General features: G+C 71.8%; 18 protein-coding genes. 14 read left to right on the plus strand and 4 right to left on the minus strand.

Translation table 11 applies throughout. The annotated features are described in order from the left end of the window. The first annotated feature begins 90 nt into the window (after positions 1 to 90). On the plus strand, positions 91 to 1518 hold the full coding sequence (locus ABZ725_RS41150) for a transcription antitermination factor NusB (RefSeq protein ID WP_351919877.1): 1428 nt from the start codon (positions 91 to 93) through the stop codon (positions 1516 to 1518). 89 nt (positions 1519 to 1607) lie between these two features. Here the strand turns inward: ABZ725_RS41150 and argG are convergent, their stop codons facing one another. Both argG and ABZ725_RS41160 read right to left on the minus strand, forming a co-directional pair. Then, positions 1608 to 3062, minus strand: coding sequence for an argininosuccinate synthase (argG, locus tag ABZ725_RS41155; RefSeq protein ID WP_351920605.1), 1455 nt, complete (start codon positions 3060 to 3062; stop codon positions 1608 to 1610). 14 nt (positions 3063 to 3076) lie between these two features. After that, positions 3077 to 5203 carry an MMPL family transporter gene (locus ABZ725_RS41160; RefSeq protein ID WP_358807471.1) on the minus strand — a complete coding sequence of 709 codons (2127 nt, stop codon included), beginning with the start codon at positions 5201 to 5203 and terminating at the stop codon, positions 3077 to 3079. 137 nt (positions 5204 to 5340) lie between these two features. Here ABZ725_RS41160 and rpe point away from each other — a divergent pair, with 137 nt between their 5' ends. The 5 genes from rpe to ABZ725_RS41185 all read left to right on the plus strand — a co-directional run bounded on the left by rpe (position 5341) and on the right by ABZ725_RS41185 (position 9617). Next, positions 5341 to 6027: a ribulose-phosphate 3-epimerase gene (gene rpe, locus ABZ725_RS41165; RefSeq protein ID WP_351920608.1), complete on the plus strand. Its 687-nt coding sequence runs from the start codon at positions 5341 to 5343 to the stop codon at positions 6025 to 6027. 90 nt (positions 6028 to 6117) lie between these two features. Next, positions 6118 to 7161 (plus strand): sugar-binding domain-containing protein, encoded by a 1044-nt coding sequence (locus ABZ725_RS41170; RefSeq protein ID WP_351920610.1) that lies wholly within the window; start codon positions 6118 to 6120, stop codon positions 7159 to 7161. A gap of 131 nt (positions 7162 to 7292) precedes the next feature. Further along, positions 7293 to 7598, plus strand: coding sequence for a barstar family protein (locus ABZ725_RS41175; protein WP_358807472.1), 306 nt, complete (start codon positions 7293 to 7295; stop codon positions 7596 to 7598). 131 nt (positions 7599 to 7729) lie between these two features. Then, positions 7730 to 9169, plus strand: a complete 1440-nt coding sequence (locus tag ABZ725_RS41180; RefSeq protein WP_358807535.1) for a GuaB1 family IMP dehydrogenase-related protein — start codon at positions 7730 to 7732, stop codon at positions 9167 to 9169. Between the two features lie 4 nt (positions 9170 to 9173). After that, positions 9174 to 9617, plus strand: a complete 444-nt coding sequence (locus ABZ725_RS41185) for an Lrp/AsnC family transcriptional regulator (protein ID WP_351920614.1) — start codon at positions 9174 to 9176, stop codon at positions 9615 to 9617. 15 nt (positions 9618 to 9632) lie between these two features. Here ABZ725_RS41185 and ABZ725_RS41190 read toward each other — a convergent pair whose 3' ends face one another. Continuing rightward, a complete protein-coding gene (locus tag ABZ725_RS41190; RefSeq protein WP_358807473.1) occupies positions 9633 to 10373 on the minus strand; it encodes a GntR family transcriptional regulator in 741 nt (246 codons plus the stop codon). Between the two features lie 210 nt (positions 10374 to 10583). Between ABZ725_RS41190 and ABZ725_RS41195 the strand changes: the two genes are divergently transcribed. From ABZ725_RS41195 to ABZ725_RS41230, 8 genes are all read left to right on the plus strand, one after another. Beyond that, entirely contained in the window at positions 10584 to 11729 is a 1146-nt protein-coding gene (locus ABZ725_RS41195) for an extracellular solute-binding protein (protein ID WP_358807474.1), read from the plus strand. Next, the gene (locus ABZ725_RS41200; RefSeq protein ID WP_358807475.1) at positions 11726 to 12619 is read left to right on the plus strand and encodes an ABC transporter permease subunit; all 894 of its coding nucleotides are present in this window, start codon (positions 11726 to 11728) and stop codon (positions 12617 to 12619) included. The genes ABZ725_RS41195 and ABZ725_RS41200 overlap by 4 nt, the downstream gene beginning before the upstream one ends. After that, entirely contained in the window at positions 12607 to 13419 is an 813-nt protein-coding gene (locus tag ABZ725_RS41205; protein ID WP_358807476.1) for an ABC transporter permease subunit, read from the plus strand. Before ABZ725_RS41200 ends, ABZ725_RS41205 begins: the two co-directional genes overlap by 13 nt. 5 nt (positions 13420 to 13424) lie before the next feature. Further along, positions 13425 to 14498 (plus strand): ABC transporter ATP-binding protein, encoded by a 1074-nt coding sequence (locus tag ABZ725_RS41210; protein WP_358807477.1) that lies wholly within the window; start codon positions 13425 to 13427, stop codon positions 14496 to 14498. Positions 14499 to 14537: 39 nt separating this feature from the next. Then, entirely contained in the window at positions 14538 to 16019 is a 1482-nt protein-coding gene (locus tag ABZ725_RS41215; protein ID WP_358807478.1) for an HAD-IA family hydrolase, read from the plus strand. A 76-nt stretch (positions 16020 to 16095) separates the two neighbouring features. Then, positions 16096 to 17244: an MFS transporter gene (locus tag ABZ725_RS41220; protein ID WP_358807536.1), complete on the plus strand. Its 1149-nt coding sequence runs from the start codon at positions 16096 to 16098 to the stop codon at positions 17242 to 17244. A gap of 135 nt (positions 17245 to 17379) precedes the next feature. After that, positions 17380 to 18168 carry a carbon-nitrogen hydrolase family protein gene (locus ABZ725_RS41225; protein ID WP_358807479.1) on the plus strand — a complete coding sequence of 263 codons (789 nt, stop codon included), beginning with the start codon at positions 17380 to 17382 and terminating at the stop codon, positions 18166 to 18168. A gap of 63 nt (positions 18169 to 18231) precedes the next feature. Beyond that, positions 18232 to 19929: an NAD(P)/FAD-dependent oxidoreductase gene (locus ABZ725_RS41230; RefSeq protein WP_358807480.1), complete on the plus strand. Its 1698-nt coding sequence runs from the start codon at positions 18232 to 18234 to the stop codon at positions 19927 to 19929. A gap of 10 nt (positions 19930 to 19939) precedes the next feature. On the opposite strand, the gene ABZ725_RS41235 is transcribed toward ABZ725_RS41230, so the two are convergent. Next, on the minus strand, positions 19940 to 20662 hold the full coding sequence (locus ABZ725_RS41235) for a DUF5995 family protein (RefSeq protein ID WP_358807481.1): 723 nt from the start codon (positions 20660 to 20662) through the stop codon (positions 19940 to 19942). Between the last annotated feature and the right edge of the window lie 46 nt (positions 20663 to 20708).

Genomic DNA, 20708 nt, shown 5'->3' on the forward strand with positions numbered 1-20708 from the left:
CCCCCAACCCGCGGACCCGCGAACCCGCCCCGCGTCGCCGTCGACGTACGCTGGACGCATCTTTCATCCTGCAATCCGGAGCACCTTTTCGTGAGCGATCAGTCCCACCGTTCCCGCACGCCGGGCAAGCCCTACCGCCGGCCCCAGAAGGACCCCGTCCGTCTGCTCGCCTTCGAGGCGTTGCGGGCGGTGGACGAGCGGGACGCGTACGCCAACCTCGTGCTTCCGCCGCTGCTGCGCAAAGCGCGCGAGAAGGAGGGGCCGGAGAAGTTCGACGCGCGGGACGCGGCCCTCGCCACCGAGCTGGTCTACGGGACGCTGCGTCGGCAGGGGACGTACGACGCCGTCATCTCCGCCTGTGTCGACCGGCCGCTGCGCGAGGTCGATCCGCCGGTCCTCGACGTGCTGAGCCTCGGCGTGCATCAGCTGCTCGGGACGCGCATCCCGACCCATGCCGCCGTCTCCGCCTCCGTCGACCTCGCCCGGATCGTGCTCGGCGACGGGCGGGCCAAGTTCGTCAACGCCGTGCTGCGCAAGGTCGCGGCGCACGATCTCGACGAGTGGATCGAGAAGGTCGCGCCGCCCTACGACGACGACCCCGAGGACCACCTCGCCGTCGTGCACTCGCACCCGCGGTGGGTCGTCTCGGCGCTGTGGGACTCCCTCGGCGGTGGGCGGGCCGGCATCGAGGACCTGTTGGAGGCCGACAACGAGCGGCCCGAGGTGACGCTCGTCGCCCGGCCCGGGCGCGCCACGACCGATGAACTGCTCCGGGAGGAGGCCGCGGTCGCCGGGCGCTGGTCGCCCTACGCGGTGCGGCTCACCGAGGGCGGTGAGCCCGGCGCGATCGACGCCGTTCGGGACGGACGGGCCGGCGTGCAGGACGAGGGCAGTCAGCTGGTGGCGCTCGCGCTGGCCAACGCACCGCTCGACGGCCGTGACGAGAAGTGGCTCGACGGGTGCGCCGGGCCCGGCGGCAAGGCGGCGCTGCTCGCCGCCCTCGCCGCCCAGCGGGGGGCCGCCCTCCTCGCCTCCGAGAAGCAGCCGCACCGGGCGGGGCTCGTCGCCAAGGCACTGGCCGGCAACCCGGGGCCGTATCAGGTCATCGCCGCCGACGGGACGCGGCCGCCGTGGCGGCCCGGGTCGTTCGACCGGGTGCTGATGGACGTGCCGTGCACCGGGCTCGGCGCGCTGCGCAGACGGCCCGAGGCGCGCTGGCGGCGTCGGCCGGAGGACCTCGACGGGTTCGGTCCGCTGCAGCGCGGGCTGCTGCGGACCGCGCTGGATTCCGTCCGGGTCGGGGGCGTCGTCGGGTACGCGACCTGCTCGCCGCATCTCGCCGAGACCCGGGCCGTCGTCTCCGACGTGCTCAAGCAGTACCCGGAGGCCGAGCTGATCGACGCGCGGCCCCTGCTGCCCGGCGTACCGGCGCTGGGGGAGGGGCCCGACATCCAGCTGTGGCCGCATCTGCACGGCACCGACGCCATGTACCTGGCATTGATCAGGAAGACCGGCTGAGAGCCGGGCACCACCGACGGCAGAGGCCGGCTCGAACGCCCAGGGCGTCCGAGCCGGCCTCTGCCGTCGGCAGTCCGTCCCCTCGGGGGTCAGTCCGTGCCGAACTCCATCGCCGCGCGGTCCAGCAGCGCGTCGTCCTCGGAGACCTCGCCGCGTGAGGCGATGGCCTCGGCGCCGCCTTCGGGCAGTTCCGGCATGGTGCCGATGAGTCCGGTCGCGGCCGCCTGGGAGGCGCCGACGGTGGGGCTGCCGGTGCCGATCAGGCCGAGGCCGACGTACTGCTCCAGCTTGGCGCGCGAGTCGGCGATGTCGAGGTTGCGCATGGTGAGCTGGCCGATCCGGTCCACCGGACCGAACGCGGAGTCCTCGGTGCGCTCCATGGACAGCTTGTCCGGGTGGTAGCTGAACGCCGGGCCGGTCGTGTCGAGGAGCGAGTAGTCCTCGCCGCGGCGCAGGCGCAGGGTGACCTCGCCGGTGACGGCCGCGCCGACCCAGCGCTGCAGCGACTCGCGGATCATCAGCGCCTGCGGGTCCAGCCAGCGGCCCTCGTACATGAGGCGGCCCAGGCGCCGGCCCTCGTTGTGGTACTGGGCGAGGGTGTCCTCGTTGTGGATCGCGTTGACGAGACGCTCGTAGGCGGCGTGCAGCAGGGCCATGCCCGGGGCCTCGTAGATGCCGCGGCTCTTGGCCTCGATGATGCGGTTCTCGATCTGGTCGGACATGCCCAGGCCGTGCCGGCCGCCGATGGCGTTGGCCTCCATCACCAGGTCGACGGGGGAGGCGAACTCCTTGCCGTTGATCGTGACCGGGCGGCCCTGGTCGAAGCCGATCGTCACGTCCTCGGGGGCGATCTCGACCAACGGGTCCCAGAACCGCACGCCCATGATGGGCTCGACGGTCTCGACGCCGGTGTCCAGGTGCTCCAGGGTCTTGGCCTCGTGGGTGGCGCCCCAGATGTTGGCGTCGGTGGAGTACGCCTTCTCCGTGCTGTCGCGGTAGGGCAGGTCATGGGCGACCAGCCACTCCGACATCTCCTTGCGCCCGCCCAGTTCGGTCACGAAGTCCGCGTCCAGCCAGGGCTTGTAGATCCGCAGGTGCGGGTTGGCGAGCAGGCCGTAGCGGTAGAACCGCTCGATGTCGTTGCCCTTGAAGGTCGAGCCGTCGCCCCAGATCTGGACGTTGTCCTCGAGCATCGCCCGGACCAGGAGGGTGCCCGTGACGGCACGGCCGAGCGGCGTCGTGTTGAAGTAGGCGCGCCCGCCCGAGCGGATGTGGAACGCCCCGCAGGTGAGCGCGGCAAGGCCCTCCTCGACCAGCGCGGCGCGGCAGTCGACCAGGCGCGCGATCTCGGCGCCGTAGCTCATCGCGCGGCCGGGCACCGAGGCGATGTCGGGCTCGTCGTACTGGCCGATGTCGGCGGTGTAGGTGCACGGGACGGCGCCCTTGTCGCGCATCCACGCGACCGCGACCGAGGTGTCGAGCCCGCCGGAGAAGGCGATGCCGACGCGCTCGCCGGCGGGAAGGGAGGTGAGGACCTTGGACATAGGAAGATTATGCATCAACTCGCATGGTCATGCAAAGAGCCTTGGGGTTCCTCGGTTTTCGCCAGCTCGTTCGGCCACCACACCTTTGCTCCGATGTCCAGGAACAGCGAGGTGACCAGCACCGACCGCACGATGAGGGTGTCCAGGAGCACGCCCAGGGCCACCGCGAAGCCGATCTCCGCGAAGGCGACCATGGGCAGCGTGCCGAGGGCCGCGAACGTGCCGGCCAGGACCAGACCCGCCGAGGTGATCACCGCGCCGGTCGCCGCCAGGCCCGTCACCACGCCCTGCCGGGTGCCCAGGTGGCCGGCCTCCTCGCGGATGCGGGTGGTCAGGAAGATGTTGTAGTCGATGCCCAGGGCCACCAGGAAGACGAAGACGAAGAGCGGGAAGTCCGTGGACTCGCCCGCGTAGTCGAAGACATGGCGGAACGCGAGCGCGCTGATGCCCAGGGCCGCCGCGAAGGACAGGATCACCGTCCCGACCAGCAGCAGCGGGGCGATCAGGGCGCGCAGCAGACCGCAGAGGATGAGCAGGACCACGACCAGGACCAGCGGGATGATCAGCAGGTTGTCGTGCGTGGTCGCCTTGTCCATGTCCAGCAGGGCCGCCGTGCCGCCGCCCACCTGGGCGTCGGCGTCGGGCACCGCGTGCACGGCGTCCCGGACCCGCTCCACGGTCTGTTTCGCGGCCTCGCTGTCGGCCGGGTCGGTCATCGTCGCCTCGAACAGCACCTGGCCGTCGTGGACCGGTTTCGTGCCCGGCGGCAGCCCGAGCGACGTCGGCACGACGCCTTCCGTGGCGGCCACCGCCTGGCCCACCTGCCGGGCCTGGGCCTGGTGGGAGACGATGACGAGCGGATCGCCGCTGCCCGCCGGGAAGTACTTCTCGGACACCTCCTGGCCGGTGACCGAGTCGGGTGTGCCGGTGAAGGCGTCCGCGTTGCTGATGCCCTCCGCGCGCAGCTGGATCAGGCCGAGCGAACAGATCGCCAGGACGAGCGCCGTCACGGCCCAGGTCATGCGCGGGCGGCGGGCGATGCCCTGGCCCGTGCGGGCCCAGACGCCGCGCTCGGTCGGATCGGCGGAGCCGAAGTGCGGGATCACCGGCCAGAAGATCCAGCGGCCGCAGATCACCAGCAGGGCGGGGAAGAGCGTCGTCATCGCCAGCAGCGCCACCGCCACCCCGATGGCCGCGACGGGGCCGAGACCGCGGGTGGAGTTCATCTCGGCGGCCAGCAGCACCAGCATGCTCAGGACGACCGTGGCCCCCGAGGCCAGCACGGCGGGGCCCGCCCGGTGCAGCGCCAGAGCCATCGCCTCGTGCCGGTCCTCGTGACGGCGCAGCTCCTCCCGGTAGCGGGCCACCAGCAGCAGGGCGTAGTCCGTCCCCGCGCCGAACACGAGCACCGTCAGGATCCCGGCGCTCTGTCCGTTCACCGTCAGGCCCGCGTGTTCGGCCAGGAAGTAGATGAGGGCCTGCGCGGTGAACAGCGCGGCGACCACCGCCAGCACCGGGACCAGAAGCAGGGTCGGACTGCGGTAGGTGATCAGGAGCATGACGACGACGACCGCCATCGCCGACAGCAGCAGGGTCGAGTCGATGCCCTCGAAGGCCTCGGAGAAGTCGGCGGAGGTGCCGCCGGGTCCGGTGATGTGCACGGCCAGCCCGGCCCCGCCGTCGCCGACGACGTCACGGATCGAGTCGACGGCCGGGGCGATCCGCTCCCAGCCCTCCTCGTCCATGGTGATCGGCACCTGGATCTGGGCGGCGCGCGGGTCGGCCGGGCGGTCGTAGACCGGGCCGCGGGTCTCGGCGCCCCGGATGCCGTGGTCGGTGAGCTGCTTGAGCTGGACGACGTCACTGTCGATCTGCGCCCGGTCCTGTGCCGTCAGACCCGCTTCACGGGCGTAGACGACGACCGCGGGGATCTGCTCGGGCCGGAAGTCCTCCGAGATCTCCAGCACCTGGGTCGACTCGGCCGACCCCGGCAGCCAGGAGGCCGCGTCGTTGTCCTGGGCGTCGGTGAGCTTCGAGACGAACGGCGCCGTCAGAAACAACAGCACCACCCACAACCCCAGCACCACCCACTTCGCCCGCCGCCCACAGACAAGATGCCCGACCCCACGGTTCCCAGTCATTCCCACCCCCGCACCAGTGCCCCGTAAGGGGCGCGGGGAACTGCGCGACAAGCCACGACGCACCCGCACCCGACAACGAACCCGACTGACCCGAGACCGATGCCGCCGACCCCCGGAGGGCATGGCAGGCTTGGGGCATGGCCGTGCAGATCAACCCCAGCATCCTGTCCGCCGACTTCGCCCGCCTTGCGGACGAGGCGAAGGCGGTCGAAGGAGCCGACTGGCTCCACGTCGACGTCATGGACAACCATTTCGTCCCGAACCTCACGCTAGGTGTGCCGGTCGTAGAGTCACTGGCCCGTGCGACGGACACTCCGCTGGACTGCCATCTGATGATCGAGGCCCCCGATCGCTGGGCCCCGCAGTACGTCGAGGCGGGTGCCTCGTCCGTCACGTTCCACGTCGAGGCGGCTGCCGCGCCCGTGCGACTCGCCCGCGAGATCCGGGCGAAGGGCGCCCGTGCCTCCATGGCGCTCAGGCCTGCGACGCCGATCGAGCCGTACGAAGACCTGCTGCCCGAACTCGACATGCTGCTGATCATGACGGTCGAACCGGGCTTCGGGGGCCAGGCGTTCCTCGACATCATGCTGCCGAAGATCCGCCGCACCCGCGAGTTGATCAGCAAGCACGGCCTCGACCTGTGGCTCCAGATCGACGGCGGGGTCTCGGCCGCGACGATCGAGCGCTGCGCCGAGGCGGGCGCCGACGTGTTCGTGGCCGGTTCCGCCGTATACGGGGCCGATGACCCGGCCGCGGCGGTCCGTGGCCTGCGGGCTCAGGCGGAGGCGGCGACCGCCGGGGCCTCCTGGGCTTGTGAACACTGAACCAACCACTTACCGACAGGAATGTGAACGGCTCCCATCAGAGCTGATCAACTGCGCCGGATCTGCGAGGATGAACGGCGTATCCAGAGTGTGAACAGCAGTGAGGAGATCGCCGTGTCGGGTATGTCGGCGGGCCGGTCAGCCATGCGGATGGGGCCCGCTGAGCTGGTGCAGGCGGCGGCCATGGCCCGCCGCTTCTACCTCGAGGGCAAGTCCAAGATCCAGATCGCGGAGGAGTTCGGCGTCAGCCGCTTCAAGGTGGCCCGGGTCCTGGAGACCGCCCTCGAACGGGATCTCGTACGGATCGAGATCCGCGTGCCGGCCGAACTGGACGCGGAGCGCTCGGACGCGCTCCGCGCCCGCTACGGCCTCAGGCACGCCGTCGTGGTCGAGTCCCCGGCCGAGGCCGAGGAGACCACGGACCCCGAGAACCTCGGGGAAGTGGCCGCCGACCTGCTCGGCGAACTGGTCAACGAGGGGGATGTACTGGGGCTGGCCTGGGGCCGGTCCACGATTCACATGGCGGCGGCGCTGGACCGGCTGCCGCCCTGCACGGTCGTGCAGCTGACGGGTGTGTACGACGCCGGCACCGCCGAGCGCGGCTCGGTCGAGGCCGTCCGCCGCGCCGCCCAGGTGTCCGGCGGCGACGCGCACCCCATCTACGCGCCGATGCTGCTGCCGGACGCGGCCACCGCGATCGCGCTGCGCCACCAGACGGGGATCGCCCGGGCCTTCGAGTACTTCGACAAGGTCACGGTCGCCTGTGTCTCCATCGGCTCCTGGGAGGCGGGCATCTCGACGGTGCACGACATGCTCAGCGACGAGGAGCGGGGCCACTACGCCTCGCTCGGGGTCGCCGCCGAGATGTCCGCGCACCTCTTCGACTCCGAGGGCCGCAGGGTCGGACGCGACCTGGGCGAGCGGTGCATCACGGTGAAGGCCGACCAGCTGCGCCGGGTCCCCGAGGTCGTCGCGATCGCGGGCGGTCAGCGCAAGGCGGCCGCGATCGACGCGGTGCTGCGGTCCGGGCTCGTCACCAGCCTGGTGACGGACACGTCCGCGGCCGACTATCTGATGACGGCGGGCCCGACGCCCAAGCCCGCCCTCAACCGGACGGACCCGGACGGGATCTGACCGGCCCCGGCCGCAGGTCTTGAGGGGGCGGTCGCCACGGCCGTCCCCTCGTTCGTCCCCCTCCGCATTTGTTCGTTCCCCACATCGCTCGTTCCCCCCCCACAACCACGATCGCTTCAGGACGGTGCCGGATGACGGAGCACGTGCTCACGCTGGACCTCGACGGGGTCACGGACAAGGCGGCCCTGATGGACCGCTGCGCCAAGCATCTGGAGCTGCCCGACTGGTTCGGGCGCAACTGGGACGCCCTCGCCGACAGCCTCACCGACCTCCCGGACGGGCCCGAGTCCGGGCCGGTGCTGGTCGTCGTACGGAACTGGCGGTCGTACGCGAAGGCGCGGCCGGAGGAGTGGGAGATCGCGCAGGAGGTGTTCACCTCGGCGGTGAACCAGGTGGCCGCCCTGTCGATCGTGCTCGCTCTCGGAGGAACCTCCTAAGACCCCGGTGAGCTGCTTGGACGTTCGGTCCGGGCATCGCGGCACGGCCCACGTGGGACAATCAAGTACGTGCTTCTCCCCCTGGCTGACCTGTCCGGGGGTCACCTCTGAACGACTGGGATGTGCAGCACGTGCGTTTCCTCAACGACATCCAGCCCGCGTACGACCTCACCTACGACGACGTCTTCATGGTGCCGAGCCGCAGCGCCGTCGGGTCGCGTCAGGGCGTGGACCTGGGCGCCCCGGACGGCACGGGCACCACGATTCCGCTGGTCGTCGCCAACATGACCGCCGTGGCCGGACGCCGGATGGCCGAGACCATGGCCCGGCGCGGCGGGCTCGTGGTGATCCCGCAGGACATTCCGATCGACGTCGTCGCCGACGTCGTCGCCTGGGTCAAGAGCCGGCACCTGGTGCTGGACACCCCGATCGTGCTCGCCCCGCACCAGACGGTGGCCGACGCGCTCGCGCTGCTGCCCAAGCGCGCGCACAACGCGGGCGTCGTCGTCGACGAGGACTCCCGTCCGGTCGGCGTCGTCACCGACTCGGACCTGAGCGGGGTCGACCGCTTCACGCAGCTCGAGGTCGTCATGTCCCGCGACCTGCTGCTCCTCGACGCCGACATCGACCCGCGCGAGGCCTTCAACACGCTCGACGCGGCCAACCGGCGCTACGCTCCCGCCGTCGACGGCGGCGGCAGGCTCGCCGGCATCCTCACCCGCAAGGGCGCCCTGCGCGCCACGCTGTACACGCCGGCCGTCGACAAGGACGGCAGGCTGCGCATCGCCGCGGCCGTCGGCATCAACGGCGATGTCGCGGGCAAGGCCAAGCAGCTGCTCGACGCGGGCGTGGACACGCTCGTCATCGACACGGCGCACGGCCACCAGGAGTCGATGATCAGCGCGGTCCGTACCGTGCGCGCGCTCGACCCGCAGGTGCCGATCGTGGCCGGCAACATCGTCTCGGCCGAGGGCGTCAAGGACCTGATCGACGCGGGCGCCGACATCATCAAGGTCGGCGTCGGCCCCGGTGCGATGTGCACCACCCGCATGATGACCGGCGTGGGCCGGCCGCAGTTCTCGGCCGTCCTGGAGTGCGCGGCCGAGGCGAGGAAGCACGGCAAGCACGTATGGGCCGACGGCGGGGTCCGCCACCCCCGCGATGTCGCCATGGCGCTGGCCGCGGGCGCCTCCAACGTGATGGTCGGCTCCTGGTTCGCGGGCACCTACGAGTCGCCGGGCGACCTTCAGCACGACGCGAACGGCCGCCCCTACAAGGAGTCGTTCGGCATGGCGTCCGCGCGCGCGGTCCGCAACCGCACGTCGGAGGAGTCGGCCTACGACCGCGCCCGCAAGGCGCTGTTCGAGGAGGGCATCTCCACCTCCCGCATGTTCCTCGACCCGGCCCGGCCGGGCGTCGAGGACCTGATCGACTCGATCATCACGGGCGTCCGTTCCTCCTGCACGTACGCCGGCGCGGCCTCCTTGGAGGAGTTCGCCGAGAAGGCCGTCGTGGGCATCCAGAGCGCGGCCGGCTACGCCGAGGGCAAGCCGCTGCACTCGAGCTGGTAGCGCCGTGCTGAACGATCTCGACGAACGCATCGTCCACGCCCTCGCCGAGGACGCCCGCCGCTCCTTCGCGGACATCGGGCAACTGGTCGGCCTGTCCGCGCCCGCCGTCAAGCGGCGCGTGGACCGGCTGCGGGCCACCGGAGCCATCACCGGCTTCACCGTACGGGTCGACCCGGCGGCCCTCGGCTGGGAGACCGAGGGGTTCGTCGAGATCTACTGCCGGCGCAACACCTCCCCGGAGACCATCCAGCGGGGCCTGGAGCGCTACCAGGAGGTCGTGGCCGCCTCCACCGTCACCGGCGAGGCGGACGCGGTCGCCCAGGTCTTCGCCGCCGACATGCGCCACTTCGAGAGAGTCCTGGAGCGGATCGCCGGGGAACCCTTCGTGGAGCGCACGAAGTCGGTGCTGGTCCTCTCCCCACTGCTCCGCCGCTTCTCGCCGACCTAGGGCCTGTCCGGCCGGTCACGTCGCAGGCTTGCGGGCCAGGGCGTTGTTGTCGATCGAGTTGTGCACGCTGAAGCTCACCGCGTCCGAGCGGTAGCGGTCGTCCGACCATTCGACCGGGCGGCCCTCGTACGTCGTGGTGACCCGGCGGACCCGTAGCAGCGGGCTGGTGCGGCGGATGCCGAGCAGCTCGGCGTCCTGCGCGCCCGCCGCCACGGCGTCGATCACATGCTCGCCGTAGGCGAAGACCAGCCCGGTGTCGTCCAGCAGCCGTTGGGTGACGGACGGGCAGTCCGGCTCGATCGGCTCGACGGCAGGGGCGATCCAGTCCGCGTACACGGTCCGTTCGAGGAGCACCGGCTCGCCGTCCAGACCGCGTACCCGCAGGACCTGCAACACCTGTGCGCCCGGGGCGAGTTGGAGCCGCACCGTGTCCTCCGTGCTCGCCGGGCGGTACTCCTGCGCGACCACCAGCCCCGTCGCCTCGCGGCCCATCGCGCGCGCCCACTGGGCGAAGCTGCGCAGTTCGGCGAAGCTCTGGCTGCGGCGGCTGGCCAGGACCACGCGGCGGGCGCCCTGGCGGGAGCCGATGAGGCCTTCGGCGGTGAGGGCGGCGACCGCCTGGCGGACCGTGCCGCGGGAGACGCCGTAGTGGGCCGCGAGATCGGTCTCGGCGGGCAGCAGTGCGCCCACGGTGTACTCCTCGCGGTCGATCGCCCGGCGCAGCTCGTCGGCGATCTCCTCATGTCGCGCAGCCATGCTTCCCCTCTGATCAAGCCCCTGTGCACAGCGTGACCAGCCTAGACGACTCCGGTCCGGGGCGGCCTCCGACTCGGATTGTGCGAGAAATCAGGGCTCAGGGTTTCGCCAGAGTTTACGAAGGGGACACCAGCGGCAGGCGTACTGAGGCCAACTTGTTCAGACAAGTTGCCTCGCCTCCCGCGCTCTCACGCGTCCCCTGGAGTAGCCGTGACCGTGTCCCTGCCGAGAACCGCCGCCCTCGGCGTCATCGCCGCCCTCGCCCTGAGTGCGTGCGGCGCCGCTCCCGACAACACCTCCACCACCGCCGACGGCAAGAACGCCGCCACGGCCGCCTCCGCCGCCGACTTCGGCGGCCTCGACGCCCTCGTCGAGGCCGCGAAGAAGGAGGGCAAGCTCAACGCCATCGCACTGCCCCGCGACTGGGCCAACTACGGCGCCCTCATCGACGGCTTCGAGAAGAAGTACGGCATCAAGATCGCCGTCGAGAACCCGGACGGCGCCAGCCAGGACGAGATCAACGCCGTCACGTCGAGGAAGGGCCAGGACCGGGCCCCCGACGTCCTCGACCTGGGCAGCTCGTTCGCGATCAGCGCCGCCCAGCAGGGGCTGCTCGCGCCGTACAAGGTCGCCGCGTACGCCGACATCCCCGAGGGGCAGAAGGACGCGCAGGCCCGCTGGTACAACGACTACGGCGGCTACATCTCCATCGGCTGCGACGCCAAGCGGGTCAAGACCTGTCCGACCACCTTCGCGGACCTGCTCAAACCGCAGTACAAGGGCCAGGTCGCCCTCAACGGCAACCCCACCAAGTCGGGTTCGGCCTTCGGCGGCGTCTACGCGGCGGCCCTCGCCAGTGGCGGCTCCTTCGACGACATCCAGCCCGGCCTCGACTTCTTCGCCAAGCTGAAGAAGAACGGCAACTACACGCCCGTCGAGTCGACCCCGGCCACCGTCGAGAAGGGCGAGACGCCGATCAGCATCGACTGGGACTACCTCAACGCCGGGTACGCCGACGAGTTCAAGTCCAAGGGCGTGGACTGGAAGGTCGCGGTCCCCAGCGACGGCCAGTTCTCGCAGTTCTACTCCCAGGCGATCAACAAGGACGCCCCGCACCCGGCGGCCGCCCGGCTCTGGCAGGAGTACCTCTACAGCGCCGAGGGCCAGAACCTGTGGCTCAAGGGCTACGCCCGTCCGGCCCTGATGACCGCCATGGAGAAGGCCGGCACCCTCGACAAGACGGCCGCCGCCAAGCTGCCCGAGGTCTCCGGGACCCCCGCCTTCCCGACCGAGGCCCAGCAGAGCAAGGCCAAGACGGTCCTCGGGCAGGGCTGGGCGAAGGCCGTCTCCGGATGACCTCCACCGCCGTACGGGTCGACCTGGGAGCCGCCGCAGAGGTGAAGCGGCGGCGGCTCCCCGGCTGGCTGGCCGTCGTCCCGCTGCTCGCCTTCACCGCGCTCGCCTTCGGGCTGCCCGCCCTGGCCATGCTGGACGGCGCGTTCACCGTCAAGGACCCGGCGACCGGCGCCACGTCGTACACGGCCGACAACCTGACGGCCTCCCTGCGCGGCGCGTATCTGACCGCCCTGCTCGGCAGCGTGAAGCTGTCCGCCGTGTCGGCGCTTCTCGGCGCGCTGCTCGGACTGCCGCTCGCCCAGGCCGTCGTGTCCTCCCGCTTCCGTACGCTGCGCGAGGCCGTGCTCACCGCGTCCGGGGTGCTCGCCAACTTCGGCGGCGTCCCGCTGGCCTTCGCCTTCGTCGCCACGCTCGGCAACGCCGGTGTGCTGACCCGGCACTTCGGCCTCCAGGACAAGGGCTGGGACCTCTACAGCTTCTGGGGCCTGGTCATCGTCTACCTGTACTTCCTGATCCCGCTGATGGTCCTCACCATCACCCCCGCCCTGGACGGCCTGCGCGCCCAGTGGCGCGAGGCCGCGCAGAACAACGGCGCGACTCCCGTGCAGTACTGGCGGCATGTCGCCCTGCCGGTCCTGCTGCCCTCGCTCCTCGGCGGGCTGGTGCTGCTCTTCGGCAGCGCCTTCGCCGCGTACGCCACCGCCGCCGCCATGGTGGGCAGCTCCATCCCGCTGGTCACGCTGCAGATCGCCGACGCCATCTCCGGCAATGTGCTCGTCGGCCAGGAGAACGTGGCGCTCGCCCTCAGCCTCGACATGGTCCTGGTGGCGGGCCTGGTCATGGCCGTGTACCTGCCCCTGCAACGGAGGAGCGCGCGATGGCTCGCCTGACCCTGTGGCGGTGGGGCGTCCTCGGCCTCGCCGGGCTGTACTTCCTGGTGCCGCTGGCCGCGTCGGTCGTCTTCACGGTCGACGTGCCCGGACAGGGGATCACCTTCGACGCCTACCGCCAGATCCTCGCCACCGACGGGTTCGCCTCCAGCCTGCTGCTCTCGCTGGAGCTGGCGCTGGCCACCATCGTCGTCGTCCTGCTGCTGATGGTGCCCGCGACGGTCGCGCTGCGCCTCGGCGCGCCCCGGCTGCGGCCGGTCGTCGAGGTGGTGTGCTCGCTGCCGCTGGTCGTGCCGCCGATCGCGTTCGTCGCCGGCATCGGCACCGTGCTCAAGTGGGGTCCCGAGCACCTCTCCCGGACCCCGCTCTTCCAGACCTTCGTCGCGATCCAGAATCCCGACTTCCCCTTCGTCCTCGTCCTGGCCTACGTCGTGATGGCGCTGCCGTTCGTGTACCGGGCGCTGGACGCCGGGCTGCGCTCCGTCGACGTACGCACCCTCGTCGAAGCCGCCCGCAGCTGCGGGGCCGGCTGGCCGCAGGCGCTCTTGCGGGTCGTCCTGCCCAACCTGCGCGGCGCGCTGCTCAACGCGTCCTTCCTCACGCTGGCCCTGGTCCTCGGCGAGTTCACCGTCGCCCAGCTGCTGGGCTTCCAGCCGTTCGCCGTGTGGATCGTGAACGTCAGCGGCTCGCAGGCCCAGCTCTCCGTCGCCGTGTCCGTGCTCAGCCTGCTCGTGACATGGGTCCTGCTCCTCGCGCTCGCCGGCTTCGGCGGACGCGCCCGTACCGCATCCCGGGGATGACTGCCATGACCGTGCTTGAGAAGACAGCGACGAGGACCGGGGCCGCCACCGTCGAATTCCGGGGCCTGCGCCGGGAGTTCGGCCCGACCGTCGCCCTCGACGGCCTCGACCTGACCGTCCGGCCGGGTGAACTCCTCGCTCTGCTCGGCCCCTCCGGCTGCGGCAAGACCACCGCCCTGCGGATGCTCGCCGGCTTCGAACACCCCGACGCCGGCGAGGTGTTGGTGGACGGCGAGGACGTCACCCGGGTCCCGGCCCATCGCCGTGACGCCGGGATGGTCTTCCAGTCGTACAGCCTCTTCCCGCATCTCGACGCGCTCGACAACGTCGCCTTCGGGCTGCGGATGCGGAAGGTGAGCAAGGCCGAACGGCGGTTCCGGGCCAACGAGTTGCTCCATCTGGTCGGACTCGGCGACAAGGGCGGCCGCTTCCCGCACCAGCTCTCCGGCGGCCAGCAGCAGCGCGTCGCCCTGGCCCGCGCCCTCGCCCTGCGCCCCCGCGTACTGCTCCTGGACGAGCCGTTGTCGGCGCTCGACGCCAAGGTCCGGCTCACCCTGCGCGAGGAGATCCGGCGGCTCCAGCAGGAGCTCGGCATCACCACCCTGTTCGTCACCCACGACCAGGAGGAGGCCCTGTCCATGGCGGACCGGGTCGCCGTCATGCACGCCGGGCGGCTCGAACAGTGCGCCGCCCCGGCCGAGTTGTACGGCCGGCCCGCCACCGCCTTCGTCGCCGAGTTCGTCGGCACGATGAGCCGGATCCCGGGACGGCTCGACGGCGACACCGTCGAGGTGCTCGGGCGGCGGCTGCCGGTCGACGGCCAGGCACCGGCCGACGCTGAGGTGGACGTGCTGGTGCGGCCGGAGGCCGTGGGCGTGCGGCCCGCGGAGGACGGCGACGCGCGTGTGGTCGCCACATCCTTCCTGGGCGCGGCCGTCCGCGTCACCGTCCGGCTCGCCGACGGCACCGAGGTCAAGGCCGACCTGCCCGCCCACGAGGCCACCGCCCTCACCGCGGGCGCGCCGGTGCGCGTCTCGCTGCCGGACCGCCCGGTGCTCGTCGCCGCCCGCGCTTCCTGATCCCACGATCCCGCAACTCCCGTGTCGAAAGAGGCAACCGTGACCCGACTCCCGCTCCAGGCCGTCCTGTTCGACATGGACGGCACGCTCGTCGACACCGAGCGGCTGTGGTGGGAGGCGGTGCAGCAGGTGGCCGGCCGGGCGTTGACCGAGGCGGACCAGCCGGAGGTGCTCGGCCGGCCCGTCGAGCACACCGCCGACTGGCTGGCCGCCGCCACGGGCCGGCCCGCCCCGGCGCTCGCCGACGCGCTCCATCGCGAGTTCGCCGACCGCGTCCACGCCGGGATCGAGCCCCGCCCCGGCGCCCTCGACCTGCTCGACGCCCTCGCCCACGACGGCGTGCCGACGGCCCTGGTGACCGCCTCCCCCCGATCGGTCGCCGACACCGTGCTGCGGGCCCTCGGCGCGAGCCGCTTCGCCGTCACCGTCACCGCCGACGACACCGAGCACACCAAGCCCGCCCCCGACCCCTACCTCGCCGCCTGCCGCGCCCTCGGCGTCGACCCGGCGGCCTGTGTGGCCGTCGAGGACACCGAGACCGGCGTGACCTCCGCCGAGGCGGCCGGCTGCACGGTGCTCGCGGTGCCGTCCCTCGCGCCCATCGGCGCGGCCCCCGGCCGGACCGTCCTGGCCGGACTGGCGGGCGTCACCCCCGAACGGCTGCGCGCCCTGCTGCCGCACCGGCTCCGCGTCATGACCTGGAACCTCTGGTACGGCGGCACGAAGGTGCGCGACCACCGGGCCAAGCAGCTCAAGGTCATCGCGGAGACCGACGTGGACGTGATCGGCCTCCAGGAGACCCACGGCACGGCTGCGGAGGAGCTCGCCGCGGCCCTCGGCTGGCACTGCCACCGGGCCGGGGAGAACCTCGGGATCATCAGCCGCCACCCGATCACGGCCGCCCTCGGCGACCCCGACGTGGGCTTCTACGGAGCGACGGGCGCCCGCATCGAGGTCGGCGGCACCGACGGCAGCGGCGCCACCGAGGTCGACATCTGGACGGCGCACCTCGACTACACGCCGTACGGCCCCTACGAGGAGGCCTTCGACGGGCTGCCGGCCGTCGACCTGATCGCCCACGAGGAGGTGCGGCTCGCCCAGCTCCGGGACGTCCTGGACCGGATCGGCGAGGACACCGGCGTGCCCGTCGTCCTCGTCGGCGACTTCAACAGCCCCTCCCACCTGGACCGGCCGGACGTCGAGTGGCCGGTGACGAAGGCGGCCGAGGACGCGGGCTTCACCGACTCCTACCGCGAGGCCCACCCCGACCCGGTACGGGACCCCGGCCACACCTGGTCCCCGGTGCACGCCGAGCACGAGGACGGCAGCGGCCGCCCGGAACCGCAGGACCGGATCGACTTCGTGCTCCACCGGGGCGGGCAGCGGGGTGCTCTGAAGGTGCTCGGCTCCCGGACGTACGTCAGCGGCGTCCCCCGGACCTGGCCGGACGTCGAGGACAACGACTGGCCGTCCGACCATGCGGCCGTGATCACCACCTATGCCCTGGGCGGCGCGGCCTGAGTTGTCTAACATCGGTGGCATGACCTGGCGACATTGATCCACTGCCGGCCCCGACGTCCGTCGACCGACCGCGACGCTGTACGCGTACGCGTTCCTCGACGAGTTCGTGCTGCTCTACCCGGTGTACGCGCTGCTGTTCGCGGACACCGGGCTGTCGGTGGGGCAGATCTCCTCCCTCTTCGTGCTGTGGTCGCTGACCGGCGTCCTCTTCGAGGTCCCCTCCGGCGCCTGGGCCGACGCGGTCTCCCGGCGGCTGCTGCTGTGGCTGGGCCCGCTCCTGGGCGGGGCCGGCTTCGCGCTGTGGGTGCTCTTCCCGTCGTACTGGGCGTTCGCGGCCGGATTCGTGCTGTGGGGAATCCGCGGAGCGCTCGGCTCCGGTGCGCTGGAGGCCCTCGTCTACGAGGAACTGGAGCTGCTCGGCGCCGCCGACCGGTACGCCCGCGTCATGGGCCGCTCCCACGCGGTGGGCCAGTCGGCCGCGATGGCGGCGATGGGGCTGGCGGGGCCGGTCTTCGCGGCCGGCGGCTACCGGGCTGTCGGCGCGGCCAGCGTGCTGGCCTGCGTCCTGTGCGCCGCGATCGCGACCCGCTTCCCCGAACACCGGCCGCCCACGGGCGACGGCGACGGCTGGGCCGCGACCCTGCGGACCGGACTCGCCGACGCCCACCGGGACCGCTCGGTGCGCGGCGCCCTGCTGCTCGTCCCGGCCGTGACGGCGGTGTGGGGCGCCCTCGACGAGTACACGCCCCTGCTGGTCCGGGACACGGGTGTGCCCGAGCCGGCCGTCCCGTACTGGCTGATGCCGATCTGGGCCGGCGTCACGGCCGGCAGCCTGCTGTCCGGGCCCGCCGAGCGGCTGGGCCGCGCCGGATTCGCCGCCGTGCTCACGGGCTCCGCGCTCGCCCTGGCCCTCGGCGCGCTGACCGGGGCCCCCGCCGGCATCGCCCTGGTCGCTCTCGCGTTCGGCGGCTTCCAGCTGGCGACCGTCCTGGCCGACGTCCGGCTCCAGCACCGTATCGAGGGCACCGGCCGGGCCACGCTGACCTCGGTGGCGAGCCTCGGCACCGAGGTGCTGACCATCGCCGTGTACGGCGCGTACGGCGGCCTCGGCTCGGCGTTCGGGCACGGCACGGTCTTCGCGCTGTGCGCCGTGCCGTACCTGGTGACGGCGGCGGCGGTGGCCCGGGGGTGGGGCGGGCCGGGAGGACGCAATGAATCGCCGTGAGAGCGCCCACGCGCGCAACGAATCGTTCACCCCTGCGCAACGGGTGCCGCTTGTCGGCCTGTCGGGAGCGCCCGTACCGTTGGGTGGCCCCCACAACCACTCTTCCACCCGACTTCCGCCAGGTGAGGATCACGCATGCGCACCGCCCTGCTCCAGAGCTCCGGCCGCCCCGGATCGGTCGTCGAGAACCTCAAGGTCCTCGACGAGGCCGCGGGCCGGGCCGCCGCCGCGGGCGCCGGGCTGCTCGTCGCGCCGGAGATGTTCCTCACCGGCTACGCGATCGGCGACGACGTGGCTCGCCTCGCCGAGCCCGCCGACGGGGACTCGGCGGACACGGTCGCGGAGATCGCCGGACGGCACGGGCTCGCGATCGCGTACGGCTACCCGGAGCGCTCCGGCGAGACCGTCTTCAACTCCGCCCGGCTGATCTCCGCCGACGGCGTCCGCCTCGCGAACTACCGCAAGACCCACCTCTTCGGCTGCTTCGAGCGCGACCACTTCACGCCGGGGGAGCAGCCGGTCGTCCAGGCCGAGCTGAACGGCCTCACCGTCGGCCTCATGATCTGCTACGACGTCGAGTTCCCGGAGAACGTCCGCGCCCACGCCCTCGCCGGGACGGACCTCCTGGTGGTGCCGACGGCTCAGATGCACCCGTTCCAGTTCGTCGCCGAGTCGATGATCCCGGTGCGCGCCTTCGAGAACCAGATGTACGTCGCGTACGTCAACCGGGTCGGCCGGGAAGGGGAGTTCGAGTTCGTCGGGCTCTCCACGCTGGCCGGTCCCGACGGGGTCGCCCGGGCCCGTGCGGGGCGGGGCGAGGAACTGGTGTTCGCCGATGCCGACCCGGTCGCCCTGGCCGTCTCCCGCCGGGCGAACCCGTATCTGACGGACCGCCGCCCCGGCCTCTACGCATCCCTCGTCTGACCCCCTGTCTTCACCTGTCTTCATCTGCCTTCACCCGCAGCTTTCGCAAGGAGTCCCCGCCCCATGACGTCCACCGTGCCCAACGCCGTCGAGCACGCAGACGCGCAGCAGCCGCCGATCACCATGTTCGGCCCGGACTTCCCGTACGCGTACGACGACTTCCTCGCCCACCCGGCGGGCCTCGGCCAGATCCCCGCGACCGAGCACGGCGCCGAGGTGGCCGTCATCGGCGGTGGGCTGTCCGGCATCGTGGCCGCGTACGAGCTGATGAAGATGGGCCTGAAGCCGGTCGTGTACGAGGCCGACCGGATCGGCGGCCGGCTGCGGACGGTGGGCTTCGAGGGCTGCGACCCGTCGTTGACCGCCGAGATGGGCGCGATGCGCTTCCCGCCGTCCTCGACGGCGCTCCAGCACTACATCGACCTGGTGGATCTGCGGACCGAGCCGTTCCCCAACCCCCTCGCGGAGGCGACCCCCTCGACGGTCGTCGACCTCAAGGGCGAGTCGCACTACGCCGAGACGGCCGAGGACCTCCCGCAGGTCTACCGTGACGTCGCCGAGGCCTGGAGCAGGTGCCTCGAGGACGGCGCCGACTTCTCCGACATGAACCGCGCCCTGCGCCGACGCGACGTGCCGCGCATCCGCGAGATCTGGGCGAGGCTCGTCGAGAAGCTCGACAACCAGACCTTCTACGGCTTCCTCTGCGACTCCGAGGCCTTCAAGTCCTTCCGGCACCGCGAGATCTTCGGCCAGGTCGGCTTCGGCACCGGCGGCTGGGACACGGACTTCCCGAACTCCATCCTGGAGATCCTCCGCGTCGTCTACACCGAGGCCGACGACCACCACCGGGGCATCGTCGGCGGCAGCCAGCAGCTTCCGCTCCGGCTGTGGGAGCGCGAGCCGGAGAAGATCGTCCACTGGGCCCGGGGGACCTCGCTCGCGAGCCTGCACGACGACCGGGAGCCCCGCCCGGCCGTGACCCGGCTGCACCGCACCGCGGGCGACCGGATCACCGTGACGGACGCGAACGGCGACATCCGCACCTACCGGGCGGCCGTCTTCACCGCCCAGTCCTGGATGCTGCTCTCGAAGATCGACTGCGACGACTCGCTCTTCCCGATCGACCACTGGACGGCGATCGAGCGCACCCACTACATGGAGTCCAGCAAGCTCTTCGTGCCCGTCGACCGGCCGTTCTGGCTCGACAAGGACGAGCAGACGGGCCGGGACGTCATGTCGATGACCCTCACCGACCGTATGACGCGCGGCACTTACCTCCTCGACGACGGCCCCGACAAGCCCGCCGTCATCTGCCTCTCCTACACCTGGTGCGACGACAGCCTGAAGTGGCTGCCGTTGTCGGCGAACGAGCGGATGGAGGTCATGCTGAAGTCGCTCGGCGAGATCTATCCGAAGGTCGACATCAGGAAGCACGTCATCGGCAACCCGGTGACCGTCTCCTGGGAGAACGAGCCCTACTTCATGGGCGCGTTCAAGGCGAACCTGCCCGGCCACTACCGCTACCAGCGGCGCCTGTTCACCCACTTCATGCAGGACCGGCTGCCCGCGGACAAGCGGGGCGTCTTCCTCGCCGGCGACGACATCTCCTGGACGGCGGGCTGGGCCGAGGGCGCCGTGCAGACCGCGCTGAACGCGGTCTGGGGCGTCATGCACCACTTCGGCGGGACGACCGACGCGACCAACCCGGGCCCGGGCGACGTGTACGACGAGATCGCGCCGGTCGAACTCCCGGAGGACTGACCGACGGGCCTCACAGCGGTGTGAGCATCATGCGGCCCGCGAAGCCGACCGCCGTGTCGAGCCGGTCGGTGAACTCCTCGGCGACGTCCGGCAGTCGGCGCAGCGCCCACAGCGCGCGGGCCGCCGTCCAGGTGGCGTCCCGGGCCCGCTCCAGGCTCCAGGAGCCCAGCAGATGGGTGAGCGGATCGGCGATCTGCAACAGATCGGGCCCCGGCATCAGCTCTTCGCGGATGCGCTCCTCCAGCGAGACGAGGAGATCGCCCACGCGGTCGAACTCGTCCTCCAGCTCGACCGGTTCGCAGCCGAGGCTACGACAGGCGTCCACGACGGCGAGCGCGAGATCGTGCCCGATGTGCGCGTTGATGCCGGAGAGCGCGAACTGCAGCGGACGTACGCCGGGATGGCGGCGGAACTGCAGCAGCGGGCGCCAGCAGGCCGGCGCGCGCCGGTCGGCCGACGCCGGGTCCACCGCGTCCAGGTAGCGCTCCGCGAACCGTACGTCCAGCGTGATCGCGGCCTGCGGGTCCGTGAACCGGCCTCTGTCGATGCGCCGGCCGACCTCCTGGGTCACCGCGAGGTAGACGCGGTTGAAGACCGCGACCCCGTCGAGCGGAGGCAGGGCCGCGTCGAGGGCGCGCATGCGGGCGAGCACGTCGTCGACGCTCGTGGCGACGGCGCCGAACGCGTCGACGCCCGTCTCGACGGGAGCGGTGAACTGTTCCGATTGCGGCATGGGGGCAGATTCGCAGCCCTAGGCTGGCCCGCGTGTCGGCGGGCCC

Origin of the sequence: Streptomyces sp. NPDC006872, from assembly GCF_040635845.1 — a bacterium.
Lineage (GTDB): Bacteria > Actinomycetota > Actinomycetes > Streptomycetales > Streptomycetaceae > Streptomyces.

Coding starts and splice junctions, on each gene's coding strand:
- ABZ725_RS41205 (WP_358807476.1), top strand. CDS start 12,607: ATGGCTCGCCTGACCCTGTGGCGGTGGGGCGTCCTCGGCCTCGCCGGG.
- ABZ725_RS41210 (WP_358807477.1), top strand. CDS start 13,425: ATGACCGTGCTTGAGAAGACAGCGACGAGGACCGGGGCCGCCACCGTC.
- ABZ725_RS41230 (WP_358807480.1), top strand. CDS start 18,232: ATGACGTCCACCGTGCCCAACGCCGTCGAGCACGCAGACGCGCAGCAG.
- ABZ725_RS41190 (WP_358807473.1), bottom strand. CDS start 10,373: ATGGCTGCGCGACATGAGGAGATCGCCGACGAGCTGCGCCGGGCGATC.
- argG (WP_351920605.1), bottom strand. CDS start 3,062: ATGTCCAAGGTCCTCACCTCCCTTCCCGCCGGCGAGCGCGTCGGCATC.
- ABZ725_RS41235 (WP_358807481.1), bottom strand. CDS start 20,662: ATGCCGCAATCGGAACAGTTCACCGCTCCCGTCGAGACGGGCGTCGAC.
- rpe (WP_351920608.1), top strand. CDS start 5,341: ATGGCCGTGCAGATCAACCCCAGCATCCTGTCCGCCGACTTCGCCCGC.
- ABZ725_RS41160 (WP_358807471.1), bottom strand. CDS start 5,203: ATGACTGGGAACCGTGGGGTCGGGCATCTTGTCTGTGGGCGGCGGGCG.
- ABZ725_RS41225 (WP_358807479.1), top strand. CDS start 17,380: ATGCGCACCGCCCTGCTCCAGAGCTCCGGCCGCCCCGGATCGGTCGTC.
- ABZ725_RS41200 (WP_358807475.1), top strand. CDS start 11,726: ATGACCTCCACCGCCGTACGGGTCGACCTGGGAGCCGCCGCAGAGGTG.
- ABZ725_RS41175 (WP_358807472.1), top strand. CDS start 7,293: ATGACGGAGCACGTGCTCACGCTGGACCTCGACGGGGTCACGGACAAG.